This window comes from Amycolatopsis iheyensis, from assembly GCF_024703995.1.
Taxonomy (GTDB): Bacteria; Actinomycetota; Actinomycetes; order Mycobacteriales; family Pseudonocardiaceae; genus Amycolatopsis; species Amycolatopsis iheyensis.
This window is the reverse complement of sequence record NZ_JAMXQV010000006.1, coordinates 415654-430483: the sequence shown is the minus strand read 5'-3', so window position 1 is coordinate 430483 and position 14830 is coordinate 415654. Positions and strand designations below refer to the sequence as shown.

Annotated in this window: 10 protein-coding genes and 1 pseudogene; 6 read left to right on the top strand and 5 right to left on the bottom strand. The window is 74.2% G+C overall.

Going from position 1 to position 14830, the window contains the following annotated elements:
- Positions 1-121: 121 nt before the first annotated feature.
- Positions 122-784, bottom strand: a pseudogene (locus M8542_RS50350) (response regulator); the annotation flags it as partial.
- Positions 781-1932, bottom strand: coding sequence for a sensor histidine kinase (locus M8542_RS14295; RefSeq protein ID WP_257920611.1), 1152 nt, complete (start codon positions 1930-1932; stop codon positions 781-783). The pseudogene M8542_RS50350 and the gene M8542_RS14295, both read right to left, overlap by 4 nt.
- A 377-nt stretch (positions 1933-2309) precedes the next feature.
- On the opposite strand from M8542_RS14295, the gene M8542_RS14290 reads away from it, so the two are divergent.
- From M8542_RS14290 to glgC, 5 genes are all read left to right on the top strand, one after another.
- Positions 2310-3758, top strand: a complete 1449-nt coding sequence (locus M8542_RS14290) for a choice-of-anchor A family protein (RefSeq protein WP_257920610.1) — start codon at positions 2310-2312, stop codon at positions 3756-3758.
- A 125-nt stretch (positions 3759-3883) separates the two neighbouring features.
- Entirely contained in the window at positions 3884-5266 is a 1383-nt protein-coding gene (locus tag M8542_RS14285) for an SdrD B-like domain-containing protein (protein ID WP_257920609.1), read from the top strand.
- Between the two features lie 219 nt (positions 5267-5485).
- Positions 5486-7024 (top strand): glycosyltransferase family protein, encoded by a 1539-nt coding sequence (locus tag M8542_RS14280; protein ID WP_257920608.1) that lies wholly within the window; start codon positions 5486-5488, stop codon positions 7022-7024.
- 94 nt (positions 7025-7118) lie between these two features.
- Positions 7119-8273 carry a glycogen synthase gene (gene glgA, locus M8542_RS14275; protein WP_257920607.1) on the top strand — a complete coding sequence of 385 codons (1155 nt, stop codon included), beginning with the start codon at positions 7119-7121 and terminating at the stop codon, positions 8271-8273.
- Positions 8270-9487 (top strand): glucose-1-phosphate adenylyltransferase, encoded by a 1218-nt coding sequence (glgC, locus tag M8542_RS14270; RefSeq protein ID WP_257920606.1) that lies wholly within the window; start codon positions 8270-8272, stop codon positions 9485-9487. The genes glgA and glgC overlap by 4 nt, the downstream gene beginning before the upstream one ends.
- 7 nt (positions 9488-9494) lie before the next feature.
- On the opposite strand, the gene M8542_RS14265 is transcribed toward glgC, so the two are convergent.
- On the bottom strand, positions 9495-9626 hold the full coding sequence (locus tag M8542_RS14265; RefSeq protein ID WP_257920605.1) for a hypothetical protein: 132 nt from the start codon (positions 9624-9626) through the stop codon (positions 9495-9497).
- Positions 9627-10135: 509 nt separating this feature from the next.
- Here M8542_RS14265 and M8542_RS14260 point away from each other — a divergent pair.
- Positions 10136-11173 (top strand): NADPH:quinone reductase, encoded by a 1038-nt coding sequence (locus M8542_RS14260; RefSeq protein WP_257920604.1) that lies wholly within the window; start codon positions 10136-10138, stop codon positions 11171-11173.
- On the opposite strand, the gene M8542_RS14255 is transcribed toward M8542_RS14260, so the two are convergent.
- Entirely contained in the window at positions 11157-11972 is an 816-nt protein-coding gene (locus M8542_RS14255) for an NAD(P)-dependent oxidoreductase (protein WP_257920603.1), read from the bottom strand. The genes M8542_RS14260 and M8542_RS14255 overlap by 17 nt on opposite strands.
- Before the next feature lie 44 nt (positions 11973-12016).
- A complete protein-coding gene (locus tag M8542_RS14250) occupies positions 12017-14728 on the bottom strand; it encodes an AfsR/SARP family transcriptional regulator (RefSeq protein ID WP_257920602.1) in 2712 nt (903 codons plus the stop codon).
- Positions 14729-14830: the final 102 nt, after the last annotated feature.

The following is a 14830-nucleotide window of genomic DNA, read 5'->3' as shown; positions in this document are numbered from 1 at the left end:
GTTCCAGCGGGCTGCCACCGCGCCACGCACGCATCGGCCCCAGCACCGAGAACCGCAGCCCCGGCGCCGGATCCGGCGTCGTGACCGCGGGCCGCAGCGGCGCGTCGGCCACCAGGGCGGCACGCGGGCTGACGATGCCGTGGTCGAACGCGTAGACGACGGCCGCCGCGCGGTCCCGCAGGCCCAGCTTGGTGAAGATCCGGCCGAGGTGGCTCTTGACGGTGAGCTCCGAGACGACGAGCGCGCCGGCGATCTCGGCGTTGGTCAGGCCGCGCCCGGCCGCGCGCAGGACGTCGAGCTCCCGCGGTGTCAGCAGGCCGGGCGGCAGGCCCGCGGGCTCGTCGGCCGGTGCGCGGCGGTAGGTGGTGAGCACGCGGGCGGTCACGGCGGCGTCGAGCCAGGCGTCCCCCGCGGCCACCGCCCGCACGGCGCGGATGAGGTCCTCGGCGGGCGAGTCCTTGAGGATGTAGCCGACGGCGCCCGCACGCAGGGCGCCGGCCAGCAGCTCGTCGTCGTCGAAAGTGGTGAGGGCGAGCACCGGCGGGCGCGCGCCGGCCTGCCGGAGCCGCCGGGTGGCTTCGATCCCGTCGACGTGCTTCATCCGCAGGTCCATGACGACGACGTCGACCTCCGCGGCGGCGACAGCGGCGGGGACCTCGGCGCCGTCACCGCACTCGCCGGCGATGACGAACCCGTCGCGGCGGCGCAGGATCCGCCGGAGGCCGGAGCGCACGAGCTCCTGGTCGTCGACGAGCAGGACGCGGACGACGTCGGCTGCCGTCACCGCGGGCCTCCCCCGGGCACGGTCACCGCGACCACCCAATCCGCCCCCTCCGGTCCGGCCGTCAGGTCCGCTCCGAGCTGCCCCGCCCGGGCGGACATCCCGGTCAGGCCGGAGCCGCCGGTGCCCGGCAGGGCCCCGGCGGGCAGCCGGTTGCGGACCGTCAGCCGCGTGCCCGCCGGGCCGATCGTCAGCCGCACGCGGGCCGGGGCGCCACCGCCGTGCTTGGCGATGTTCGCCAGCGACTCCTGGGCAATGCGGTACAGGCCGAGGCCGGTCAGGTCCGGCACCGCCGCCAGGTCGCCGTCCTGCTCGTAGCGGACGTCGAGGCCGGCGGCGCGGGTGCGCTCGACCAGCGCGCCGATGTCGCGGGCGTCGGGCATCGGGCGGGTGCCGGCCGGGGCTTCGGCGAGCAGCCCGACCGTCCGGCGGATGTCGGCCATCGCGGTGCGGCCGACGCGTTCGGCTTCCTCGAGCCCTTCGAGGGCCTCCTCGACGTCGCGGTCCTGCCGGAGCGCGTGCCGGGTGCCGGTCAGATGCAGGAGGGTGATGCTCAGCGAGTGCGCGACGACGTCGTGCACCTCACGGGCGATCCGCTGCCGTTCGGCGAGGACGGCCTGCTCGCGGGCGGCGTCGCGGGCCGTCCGCTCGGCGTCGAGCGCCCGGCGGTACCAGCGGCCCATCAGCCCGCCCGAGAGCCCCAGCAGCACCGCGGCCGAGTAGACGGGGAAGCCGACCAGCCCGACCCACGCCGCGGCGACGCCGAACATCGCCAGGCTGACGGCGGTCACGGCGCACGCGAAGGCCGGCCGGGAGATCAACCCCATCTCCGCGGCGAGGATCACGAGCAGGACGGGCGCGAAGTCCGGGACGACGGGGTCGGCCAGCAGAATCCCGACGGCCGTCAGCACGGTCACCGCCTTGAGCCACGGCGGCGCGATCGCGCCGCTGAAGGCCCAGCCGAGCAGGGTCGCCACGGCCAGCAGCCCGGCCACCACGGGAACGACGAACAACCCCCGCTGGGCGACGGCAACACCGGCGAGCAGCACCCCGACGGCGGAGGCCCCCATCGGAATCCACCACGGCACGGCGATCCCCGCCTGGCCGAGGCTCTCCTCCAGCCGGGCCCGCACCCCGCTCACCACCCGCACCCGGTAAGCCTAGGAAGCCTGGTCGCCGGGCGCATCCCACCCTCGGAGGAGACTTCGGTTCATCGGGATTTCATCGGCGCTGGTCCGTCCACTGTGGTCGCTCGCGGCCGGGTGGGTGCCGCGGGCGGGCGGGGTCGCTCTGCCCGGCCACGCGGGCATCGCCGCTGGGTGGGCGGCACCGGAGCTGAGAACGTACCCCGAGGGCCAGTTCGCGTACCTGGACGGTCGGCTCGCGTGCCCGGAGGGTCGGCTCGCGTACCTGGAGGGTCGGCCGGGCGCCGCGCGCGGCGCGCCCTCGATCGGGTGGCTTCGCACGCCGCCGCCGCTGCTCGCCGCTATCGTCCGAAGCGGAGTCCACAGTGGACAGGGGAGGTTCCGTGCGCGTGTCCCATGCCGCCCTGGCGGCGCTTGCGGCCTTGGGGCTCGTCGTGCTCTCGGTGCCCGTCGTGCGGTCCGCTTCGGCCGATCCGCTGCCCGGTGGCCTCGGCCCTTGTGTCCCCGGCTCCTGCCCCGACCCCTACCCGCCCGTCGGGAACGGCTCGTTCGCCGGGCGCGACAACGGCCTCAACCTCTTCGTCGGCGGCGACATGCGCGTCACCGGCAGCGCCGCCGAAGCCGAGGGCCGCGTCGTCGTCGGCGGGGACTTCACCCAGCGGAAGACCTCCGGCTCCTCGATCTACAACGTCGGGGTCGCCGGGGTGGGCTCGCGCGTGCCGCCGCCCGACGGCGCCGACTACCTCACCGTCGGCGGGGACCTGACCGTCGCCGCCGGCCAGCGGCTCGACGCCGTCGGCGACTCCAAAGGTGGCGTCGTGCGGCACGCCGGGAGCATCGACGGCACCGTGATCGGCACGGTCGTCCACGATCCGGCCGCGATGAAGCCGTACGCCGATCTGCGTGCCGAGCTCACCGCCGCGAGCGAGTGCTACGCCCGCGTCGACGGCGCGCCGCGGCCGGCCACCGGCACCGTGCGCAACCAGAACTACCAGACGCTCTTCACCGGCGACGGCAAATCCGCGCTGCAGGTGTTCACCCTCGACCAGGACATCGCCGCGCCGGGCGGCGGCATGCAGGGCATCGCGTTCGAGGGCATCCCCGACGGCGCGACGGTGCTGGTCAACCTCACCGGCGCCGTCCGCACGATCAACACCTACAGCGGCGACCTCGCCGACCGCGACCCGCTCAACCGGCTCCGCCCGCGCCTGCTCTGGAACTTCCCCGACGCGACGACCGTCCACCTCCGCGGCGGCGGCATGTTCCAGGGCAGCGTGCTGGCCGGCAACGCGAGCGGCACGACGACCGTCACGCTGCCCGGCACCAACGGGCGCTTCTTCACCGCGGGCAACCTGGTGCACGGCTCGAGCGCGGGCCAGGGCAGCGGCCAGGAGTTCCACGCGTACCCGTTCACCGGCGACCTCCCGTCGTGCGCGAAGAAGCCGGAGCCCCCCACGACGACCCCGACGACGCCGACGATCAGCACCACGACGACCACCACCACCTCCACCACGCCGACCACCCCCACCAGCACCACGACCACCACCGGCGGCACCACCTCGACCACGCCGACCACCAGCACCACGTCGCCGACCTCGTCGACCGAAACCACCACCTCGAGCACGACCACCTCACCGGCGGTCACCACGAGCACCGTGAGCACCACCAGCACCACAACCGGCCCGGGCACCCCCACGAACCCGACCACTCCGCCCGACGGCACCCTCCCGGACACCGGCACCGACGCCGGCCCCCTCCTCGCCCTCGGCGGGCTCCTCCTGACCGGCGGCACCGCCCTGGTCTTCATCGCGACCCGGCGGCGCCGGACCTGATCACCCCCTCGGCCGTCGCCGGAAGCGCCTCCCGTTCGCTAACTTGACGGTGATCGCAGTCTTCTGCGCCGATCGCCGGGCGGCACCGCGGGGAGTTCCGGGCCGGCCAGTTCCAGGGGGAACACTTGTCCAGCACACCCCTGCGCGGGGTGAGACGGCTCTTCGCCGTCCTCGCCGCCGTGCTCACCGCGAGCGCCCTCGCCGCGCCCGCCGCCCACGCCGACAACTCGCAGCTGGTCCTCACCGCCTCCGTCGGCGCCGGGCCGCAGCTGATCGGCCGGGCCTTCCCGATCACGCTGACGCTGACCAACCCGACCGACCAGCCGATGACGAAGGTCACCCTGTGGGACGAGCACGTCTCCGGCACGTGGCTGTCGATCCAGGACTGGGCCGGGCTCGGCGGCAGCCCGGCCGCGGGCGTGGACATCGACGCGGGCGCCACCCGGTCGTTCACGGTCACCGCCGTCGCCTACACCTGGAACCAGGACGTCCCGCACGAGATCTTCCACGGCGACTGGCCCGTCGCCGCCGCGCTGACGATCCCCATGATCGACCCGGCGAGCGCTCACGGGTCCACTTCCGGGGTCGTCTACGGCGACCGGAACGAGAACGGCGCCTACGACGCGGGTGAAGGCCTCGCCGGCGCCACCACGTACCTCTACGGGAACGGTTCGAGCCCGATCGAGACGACCACCGACGCCGACGGGCACTTCGCGTTCGCGGACCTGCCCGCCATGCGCTACGGCCTCTCGACCTACAACCTGCCCGACGGCTGGGTCTACACCGCCACCGCCGAGGCCCACGTCGACATCGACGGCAGCGACCCCGGCCCGGTGACGCAGCTGCGCGCACTCCGGCCCCTTTCGGAGAAGCTGCACGTGACCGGCGCCTTCGAGCACACCACCTACCAGGTGGGCGACCCCGTCCAGGTCACTTTCACGGCGACGAACGTCTCCGGCGAAGACCTGCACGGCATCACCATCGGCTGCGACCGCTTCGGCTCCTCGCAGCACCTGATCGGCTGGACCTCCTGGGCCGACCTCGCCGCACCGGGCTTCGACCTGGCCGCGGGCCAGTCGCGGACCTTCACCGAGACCGGGACCGCTCCCAACGCGACGGCGTACGGCAGCTTCTACGCCGCCTGCGACTTCGGCATCGACCCCGGTCCGATCGACGGGCGGCCGTCGGTGGACCTCATCGCGCGCGAGCCCGCGCCGCCCGGCACCACCCACGGCGTGATCTACCACGACGACAACCGCAACTACACCCTCGACCCGGGCGAGGCCATCACCGGGACGGCGGTCGACCTGGTCGACCGGGTCGACGGCTCGGTCGCCGCGTCCGCCGTGTCGGACGCGCAGGGGCAAGTTTCGTTCGGGCCCGTCCCGGCCGGCCCGTACACCGTGCGTGTCGACGGCTGGCGCCCGCTCGACCCCGTCGGGACCGACGCCACGGTCGGCACCTGCTCGTACTGCGGCGAGGCCTGGTACCTGCGCTACCAGCGCTGATCCCGCCGTGGCCCGGCCGCGCGCCGGGCCACGGAGCCGCCGTCGCCGTCCACTGTGGAACGCGCCGTGCTGCGGGCCCGCCCCGGGCGTGTCACGATCAGGTGACGCCCGGGTGCTCGGTGGCCGTAACAGCGGGGTACTACTCGCTTAACGCGCCATGACTACGATCCCCGGGGCATGGTGGCCGGACAGCGGGCGATGGTTCCGCGAGGTGGACAGGTGCTTGCGGAGACGACGAACGTGGAACAGCCGAGCGCGGAGAGATCGACGGCGCGGGCCTGGTGGCTCCCGGTTTTCGGGGCGGTGCTGGGTGCCGGCGTGTTCCTGCTGGTGCGCGGCAGCCTCACCGACGACGGCTACATCACCCTCGCCTACGCGCGGAACCTCGCCCTGCACGGCGAATGGGGCCTCATCCCCGGTTCGCCGGCGAACTCGGCGACGTCGCCGCTGAACGTCCTGCTCCTCGGCGCGCTGACGCTCGTGACGCGGGTGGTGGGCAGCCCGCACCCGGTCGTGGCGCTCGGCATCCTCACCGTGCTGTGCGGCGGCGCGCTGGGCTGGGCCTGGCAGCGCCTCGGGCGCGCGCTGGCGCTGCCCGCCGCCGCCGGGGTGCTCGGGATCACTTTGGTCCTGCTCAACCCGTTCGTGTTGTCCGCGATCGGCCTCGAAGTCCTGTTGATCCCCGCCGTCCTGCTGGTGCTGACCGTCTTCGCGGTCGAGGGCCGTCCGGTGCTGTTCGGCGTGACCGCCGGGCTCACCGTGCTCACCCGGCTCGACCTGGTGCTGTTCGTGCTGGTGATCGCGGCGAGCACGCCGGCGATCCGGCGGCGGCTGTGGCCCGCGGCCGGCTGCGCGGCGCTGACGGCCGCGCCGTGGTTCATCGTGAGCTGGGTCGCCTTCGGCTCGCTCGTGCCCGACACGCTCGCCATCAAGCAGACGCAGGCGGGCCTGTTCGCGCCGTGGAGCTACAGCACCGGCCCGGTCATGTACTACCTCGGCTGGCCGATCACCGTGCTGGTCTCGTTCGTCCCGGCGCTGTTCGGCGTGCTCGCGCTGATCGGCTGGGCCACCGCGCGGTTCGGCGTCCGGTGGCCGGACTTCCCCGCACTCGGCCCGGTGGCCGCGCTCGGCGGCGGCGGGATCCTGTACTACGTCGCCTATTCGTTCATCGGGGTCGGCCCGTTCCACTGGTACTACGTGGCTCCGATGACCGCGGCCGGCGCGTTCGGCGTCGCCGCGTTCGGTGTCTGGTACGCCCAGACACGCGAACGGCCGGCGCTGCGGACCGGTCCCCCGGTGCTCGCGCTGGGGCTCACCGGCGCGCTGGTGCTCGGCGGTGCGGCGGTCGACGCCGCGCAGGGCGTGCCGTGGCCGTCGCCAGTGGTCTTCGGGAACTGGGCGAGCGCGCGGGACTACGCGCGCGTCGGCGGTGAGCTCGGTCCCCGGCTCGCCGGCGCGACCGTGGCCAGCCCCGGCGAGATCGGCACCCTCGCCTACTTCTGCGAGTGCGCGATCATCGACGAGTTCTCCGACCGCGGCCGCGCGGTCGAGCTCGTCGAGAAGCGGATCGCGACGGCGAACCCGCTGATGAGCCTCGCGCTGCGGGTCAACTACCACTGGCTCGACCGGTCGATCACCCCGCGCGTGGTGGACTACCGGCTGCAGTACAAGAGCGGGCCGGCGACCGGACCGGACAGCTGGCAGGTCCAGTCCGCCGCGAAGGGCGTCGGGCACTTCACCCTCTCCCGCGAAGGCTGAGCCCGACGCTCATCTGAGCGAGGTCACGAAACTCGCCGATTTTCCCCTGGACGCCAGACTGCGCTTCCCGCCTTGGAGGCCATAGGGTTCTGGCATGAAGGTCGGCCTGCTCACCCGGGAGTACCCGCCGGAGGTCTACGGCGGCGCCGGGGTTCACGTGGAGTTCCTCGCCCGGGAGTTGCGATCGCTGGTCGATCTCGACGTCCACTGCTGGGGCGCGGATCGCCCGGACGCCACGGGGCACACCGATCCGCACGGCTACCGCCAGCCCGCGTTCACGACCATGGACATCGCGGTGTCCATGGCGAACGCGCTGGCGGGCCACGACCTCGCGCACAGCCACACCTGGTACGCGAACCTGGCGGGGCACCTGGCGAAGCTGACGCACGGCATCCCGCACGTCCTCACCGCACACTCGCTGGAGCCGCTGCGGCCGTGGAAGGCCGAACAGCTCGGCGGCGGCTACCGCGTCTCGTCGTGGATCGAACGCGAGGCCTACGAAGCCGCGGACGCGATCGTCGCGGTCAGCGGCGGCATGCGGCGCGACGTGCTCGCCGCCTACCCCGCCGTGCCGCCCGAGCGCGTCCACGTGATCCACAACGGCATCGACACGACGCTCTACCGGCCCGATCCGGACACCGAAGCCCTGGCGAAGCACGGCATCGACCCGGACCGGCCGTACGTGCTGTTCGTCGGCCGGATCACCCGGCAGAAGGGTGTCCCGCACCTGGTCCGCGCCGGCGCGAAGCTCGACCCCGGCACGCAGCTGGTGCTGTGCGCGGGCGGGGCCGACACACCCGAGCTCGACGCGGAGTTCCGCGGCCTGGTCGCGGACTTGGAGAAGACCCGCACCGGCGTCCGCTGGATCCCGGAGATGCTGCCGCGCGACGAGGTCGTGCAGCTGCTCACCCACGCCGCGGTGTTCGCCTGCCCGTCGGTCTACGAGCCGCTGGGCATCGTGAACCTGGAGGCGATGGCGTGCGGCACCCCGGTGGTGGCCAGCGACGTCGGGGGCATCCCCGAGGTCGTCGACGACGGCCGGACGGGCCTGCTCGTGCACTACGACGAGGCGGACCCCGGCGGGTTCGAGGCGGGCCTCGCGGCCGCGCTGAACGAGGTGGTCGGCGCCGGAGACCGGGCCGCCGCGATGGGGACCGCCGGCCGCGAGCGCGCGGTCGGCGAGTTCGGCTGGAAGGCGATCGCCGAGCGGACGGTCGCGCTGTACGAGTCGTGCGGGAGGTCGTCGTGAACACTGGAGCCGACGTGCTGGGCATCGTGCTCGCGGGCGGCGAGGGCAAACGGCTGATGCCGCTCACCGCCGACCGCGCCAAACCCGCGGTCCCGTTCGGCGGCGTGCACCGGCTGGTCGACTTCGTGCTGTCGAACCTGGTGCACGGCGGCATCCGGCGGTTGTGCGTGCTGACGCAGTACAAGTCGCACTCGCTCGACCGGCACATCTCGACCACCTGGCGGCTCTCGTCGCTGACCGGCGAGTACGTGACACCGGTGCCGGCGCAGCAGCGGCTGGGCCCGCGCTGGTACCAGGGCAGCGCCGACGCCATCCACCAGAGCCTCAACCTGGTCTACGACGAGGACCCCGAGTACATCGCGGTGTTCGGCGCGGACAACATCTATCGGATGGACCCGCGCCAGATGCTGGAGGCGCACGTCTCCTCGGGCGCGGGCGTCACGGTGGCGGGCATCCGCGTCCCGCGGTCGGAGGCGAGCTCGTTCGGCGTCATCCGGACCACCGACGGGCTGATGATCGACGCGTTCATGGAGAAGCCCGACGACCCGCCGGGCCTGCCGGACTCCCCCGAGGAGTCCTACGTGTCGATGGGCAACTACATCTTCACGACCAAGGTGATGCTGGAAGCACTGCACGCCGACGCCGAGAACGCGGCGTCGCACCACGACATGGGCCGCGACATCATCCCGGCGCTGGTGAAGTCCGGTGAGGCGGCGGTCTACGACTTCAGCGGCAACGTGGTGCCCGGCGAGACCGAACGCGACCACGGCTACTGGCGTGACGTCGGGACGATCGACAGCTACTACGAGGCGCACACCGACCTGATCTCGACGCACCCGATCTTCAACCTCTACAACCGCCGGTGGCCGATCCTCGCCCACCCGGGTCAGCGGGCGGCGGCCAAGTTCGTCGAAGGCGGCTCGGCCAACCAGTCGATCATCAGCAACGGCTGCATCATCTCGGGCGCGCAGGTGGTCGACTCGGTGCTGTCACCGGACGTGCTGGTGGAGCACGGCGCGGTCGTGCAGGGCTCGGTGCTGCTCGACGGCGTCCGGGTCGGGCGCGGCGCGGTGGTGCGGCGGGCGATCCTGGACAAGAACGTCGTGGTCCCGCCGGGCGCGCACATCGGGGTGGACCTGGCCCGCGACCGCGGGCACTACCACGTCAGCGAGGGCGGCATCGTCGTGCTGGGCAAGGGGGAACGCGCGATCTGAGCCGGGGTCAGGAACGGGTGGCGGCGGAGATCCGCTCCACCACCTGGCGCGGGTCGATGCCCCAGCGCTCGGCGAGCTCGGAGATCGACGCACCCGCCGCGTACTCCGCGGCGATCATGCTGTTGACGACGCCTGCCACGTCCCACTCCTCAACCGCAGATGCACGTGCACCGGAGATGCTACATCTTCGGTGCGGACGTCGAACAAAGTGCCTCACGTCAGCGCCCGGCGAACCCGCACGCGATGGAAGCGGCCAGGAACACGACGGCCGGCGCCGCCGTGACCACCGCCTACGGGCCGGCGAGCGCGCGCCGGGTCCCGGCCCCGCTCCGCGGAAAGCGATTCAGCGTCCTGATTTGCCCGGCTCCCCCGGCGGATTCTTCGTATTCGCCTCCGCACGCGTGGCGCTGAACACCGCGTCGAAGATCGGTGTCGGTTCTCCCTCATCGCGCTTCGGCCGCTCGTCCCCCGGGCCGCGCTTTTCCTCTCCCACGCGCTCAGTTTCTGTGACGGCGGCGGATTTCGCGCGGGCAGCACCGAAAATCGCCCGGCCGGGGGATCACCCGTGCGGCGCGGATTTCCGCCGTTTTCCCGGTCATTTCCGGTGGGACGGGAATAACCCCTGGGTCCCGCCGGATTGCACCGGGCATGAAAGCAGTCGTCTACCGCCGCCACGGCGGACCCGAGGTGCTGTCGGTGTCGGAGCGGGCCCAGGCCGAGCCGGGCCCGGGCGAGGTCCGCGTGCGGGTCGTCGTGTCCGCGGTCAACCCCACCGACTGGAAGCAGCGCAACGGCCGCGGCGCCGAGGCCGGCACCGAAGTGCCCGACACGGTCCCCAACCAGGACGGCGCCGGCGTCGTCGACACGGTCGGGCCCGACGTCACCGCCTTCGCGCCAGGTGATCGGGTCTGGGTGCTGCTCGCGGGCACGCACGGGCCCGAAGCCGGGACCGCGCAGGAGTACACCGTGCTGCCGGCCACGAAGCTCGTCCGGCTGCCCGACGCCGTCGGCTTCGACGAAGGCGCGGGGTTCGGCGTCCCGGGGCTCACCGCGCACCGGGCGCTCACCGTGGCCGAGGACGGCCCGGCCCGGCTCGCGCCCGGCTCGCTCGAGGGCCGGACGGTGCTGGTCAGCGGCGGCGCCGGCGCGGTCGGCAACGCCACGATCCAGCTGGCCCGCTGGGCGGGCGCGACGGTGATCGCGACGGTCAGCAGCGACGCCAAGGCCGCCCTCGCCCGTGCGGCCGGGGCCCAGCACGTGCTGCGCTACCCCGACCCGGACCTGGCCGGCCGGATCCGCGAGCTCGCCCCGGACGGCGTCGACCTGGTGGTGGAGGTCGCGGCGGGGGTCAACGCCCCGCTGCACACCGAGGTGCTGCGGCCGCGTGGCACGGTCGCGGTCTACGGCGACGACCGCGGCACCGGGACCGTCAGCCTCGACTTCGGCGCGAACCTGTGGCTGAACACGCGGTACCAGTTCCTGGTGCTCTACACCGTCGGGGACGACAAGCTGCGCGCCGGCGCCGAGGACGTCAGCGCGGCGCTGGCCGACGGCGCGCTGCGGCTCGGCGAGGACCGCGGGGTGCCGGTCCACCGCTTCTCCCTCGCCGACACCGCGAAAGCGCACACGGCGTCGGAAGAGGGCACCACCGGGAAGGTGCTGATCGACGTCACTCCGGCGGGCTGACCAGCGCGTCCAGGAGGTCTTCGAGGCCGGCTTCGCGGTGTTCGCGCCAGCGGCCGAAGAGCTCCTGAGCGGCGGTGACGAGCGCCGGGGACAGCCCGGCGCCGGCGGAGGCGTCGGCGATTTCGGCCATTTCGCCCTCCCACCGCCACGCGCGCTGCCCGGCGGAGACGATCCCGTCGGGCGCGCCGAACGGGGTGTGCGGCAGGACGTCGGCGGCGAGCTCCCGCAGCTCGCCGCCGACGCCGTGACGCTCGGCGAGCGCGTGGGCCTGCGCCGCGATCGCGAAGGTCAGCTTGTTGTAGGAGGCGAAGGCGAGCTTGAGCGCGGACGCGGTGCCGACCGGGCCGTCGAGCACGACGGGCCGGAGCGCGGTCCCGGCGAAGAGGCTTTCCAGGTCTCCGACGGCTTTCGACGGCCCGGACAGGTAGAGCCGGGTGGTCCCGCTCCGGTGCGGCGGCGGCCCGACGATCCCGCCGTCGGCGACGGTCGCCGTGTCGAGGATCGTCTCGACCTCGCGGGCGTGGCGGGGGCTGATGGCGTTGGCGTCGAGGTAGAGGCCCCGGAAGCCGCGCACGCTCCGGGCGACGTCGAGGGCGGCGGCCGGCGGGCAGATGCTCAGGATGACGTCGCAGCCGGTCAGGTCGGTGGCCTCGGTGAGGCCGGCTTCTTCGGCGCGGCGCCGGGTGGCGGGCCCGCGTCCGGCGGAGACCCAGGACGTGCGGATCCCGGCGCCGGTGAGCGCGGCCCCGACGGCGGCGCCCATCGCGCCCGGGTGCAGCAGGCCGACGGAAGTGGTCACGGTCGCTCCTTTCGCGGGTGACCCCCATGATCGCGCGGCACCGGTCACCGCGCCCGGACCCGCTCCCCCGGCAGGCCGAGCTCCGCCAGCAGCTCGCGGCCCGCCTGGGACAGCCGCTCGGCGTCGGCGTGGTTCGCCACGGCCGCGGCCAGTCCCAGCAACGCCCGGGCCTCTTGGGCGCGGTAGCCGATCCGCCGCGCCGTCGTCAGGGCCGGCTCGAACGCCGATCGCGCCGCCGACGGATCGACCAGGGCCAGGCACGCCGCACCCAGGCTGTTCGTGGCCATCGTCAGCAGCAGCGGGTGGTTGAGCCGGGCCAGGATCGCGCACGCCCGCTCGGCGTCGTCGCGGGCGCTTCCCGGGTCGGCCGCCGCCAGCCGCACCTCCGCCCGGTCGATGCGGCTCCACGCCTCCCCGAACGCGTAGCCCGCCTCGGCCGCCGACCGCACCGCCTGCGACGCCACCTCGAGGGCTTCCGCGAACCGGCCCAGCCGGGCGAGCACCAGGCCCAGCTGCGCCGACGCCAGGATCGCGCCGTCGCGGTCGCCGAGCTCTTCGCGGAGGGCGCGGGCGCGCGACGCCGACGTGAGCGCGTCTTCGTACTGCCCCAGCACCTCCTGCGCGTTGCTGAGGTTGCCCCAGACCAGGGCCACGACGGCGTGGCTGCCCGGCTCGCCGGCCAGCGCCAGCGCCTCCCGGTAGCGCCGGATCGCTTCGGGGTACCGGCCGAGCATGCCGTGCACCGCACCCAGCCGGGCCAGCGTCGCCGCTTCCGCCGCGCGGTCACCGGCCGCGCGGACCAGCCGGAGCCGGTCCGAAGTGGCCTCGACGGCTTCGGCCAGCCGCCCGGACTCCCAGTGCGCGGTCGTGAGGTTCGCCAGGCTCAGCTGCCGCGCGTGCGGGTCGCCCAGCCGGTCGGCCGCCCGGACGCCGGCGTGGGCGAGCGCCGTCAGCTCGTCGCGGTGGCCCTGCTCGCGCAACGCCGTCACCGCGCGGTCGGCGATCCGCCAGACGTCCTCGTCGCGGCCCACCGCCACCGCCGCGACCAGGTTCGCCCGCTCGGCGGCGAACGACAGGTCGTCGTCGCGGTAGTGCGCCAGCAGCCGGTCCAGCGCGGGCGCGGTCTCCGCCGGGTCCGCCGCTGTCCGCGCGTGCTCGGCGAGCAGGTCGTGGAAGCCGTAGCGGTCCGGCGCGGGCTGCCGCAGCAGGTGCGCGTCGAGCAGGTCCTCCAGCAGCCGCTCGGCCTCGGCGACGGCCGTGCCGGCCAGCGCGGCCGCCGCCGGCACCGCGAAGTCGGCCCCCGGGTGACAGCCCAGGACGCGGAACATCCGCTGCTGCGCCGGTGTGAGGTCGCGGTAGGACAACGCGAACGCGGCCGCGACGTCCCGGCCGCCCGCGCGCAGCTCCCCCAGCCGCGACCGCTCGGCGCCGAGCCGCGCGACCAGGTCGTCGACAGTCCACAGTGGACGTGACGAGAGCCGGGCGGCGGCGATCCGCAGCGCCAGCGGCAGATACCCGCACAACCGGGCGACCTGCGCGCCGGACCGGCAGCCGGTCGCGGCCGCGAACAAGGCCTCGGCTTCCAGCGGCGGCAGGACGTCCAGGCAGAGCGCCACCGCGCCGTCGACCGTGATCCGCCGTCGCCCGGTCACCAGGACTCCGACATCCCGGTCGCCGGGCAGCAACGGCCGCACCTGCGCGGCGTCGGCCGCGTTGTCGAGGACGACGAGCAGCCGCCGGCCGGCGACGCGGGAGCGCCACAGCGCCGCCCGTTCGTCGAGGCCGTCGGGCTGCCGCGACGCGGCGACGCCGAGTTGCAGCAGCAACGCCGCGAGCGCGGCTTCGGGCGGCAGCGGATCCCGGCCCGGTGTGTGCCCGTGCAGGTCCACGAACAGCTGCCCGTCCGGGAAACCGGCGGCGGCCCGGTGCGCGACGCGGACCGCGAACGCCGTCTTCCCGACCCCGGCCATCCCGTCGACGGTCACCGGCTGCCCGCGACGCACCGCGTCGAGCGCGCGGGCGACGTCGGCCGCGCGGCCGGTGAAGTCCGGGACGTCGTAGGGCAGGAAACAGCGTCCCGGCGCGGGTTCCTCGCGCAGGAGCTCTTCGTAGCGCGCCCGCAGCGGGGCGCCGGGCGCGATCCCGAGTTCGTCGGCCAGGCGTCGTTTCGCGCGCTGGTAGACGTCGATCGCGTCGGCTTGCCGGCCCGCGCGGTGCAGGGCGCGCATCAGCGAGCCGACCAGCCCTTCGCGCAGCGGGTGCTCGGCGACCAGCGCGGTGAGCTCCGCGACGGTGTCGCCGTCGTCGGCGGCGAGGCACTGCTCCAGCACGGTCAGCCGCCGCTCCGTCAGCCGTTCGACCTCCGGCCGCAGCGCCACGCTGTCGACCCCGGCCAGCGCGGGCCCCCGCCAGCAGGCCAGCGCCTCGCGGAACTCGCCGCGGGCCGCATGCGCTTCGAAGGCATCGAGGTCGAACGCACCCGGCCGCAACGTGAAGCCCGCGCCCTCGATCGCGAGAACGTCCGCTCCGGCCGCGACGAGTGTGCGCCGCAGGGCCGTGGTGAGGTTGCGGACCTGCCGGACCGCGGTGGCCGGCGGCTCGCCGTCCCACACGACGTCGACCAGGCGTGCCACCGGCACCACCCGGCCCGCTTCGAGCAGCAGCGCCGCCAGGATGCGTTCCTGCCGCGGCCCGGCCGGCCCGATGACGCGGCCGTCGTCGAGCACTCGCACCGGACCCAGGACGCGGAACTCCATGACTCACCCCGCGGGCGAGGTTAACCGGCGCGGCCGCCTCGCCGGTGCGGAAGTGATGCAGCCGTGATGCACCGGCGCGGCAGCCTCCCGGCCAGTCACGGA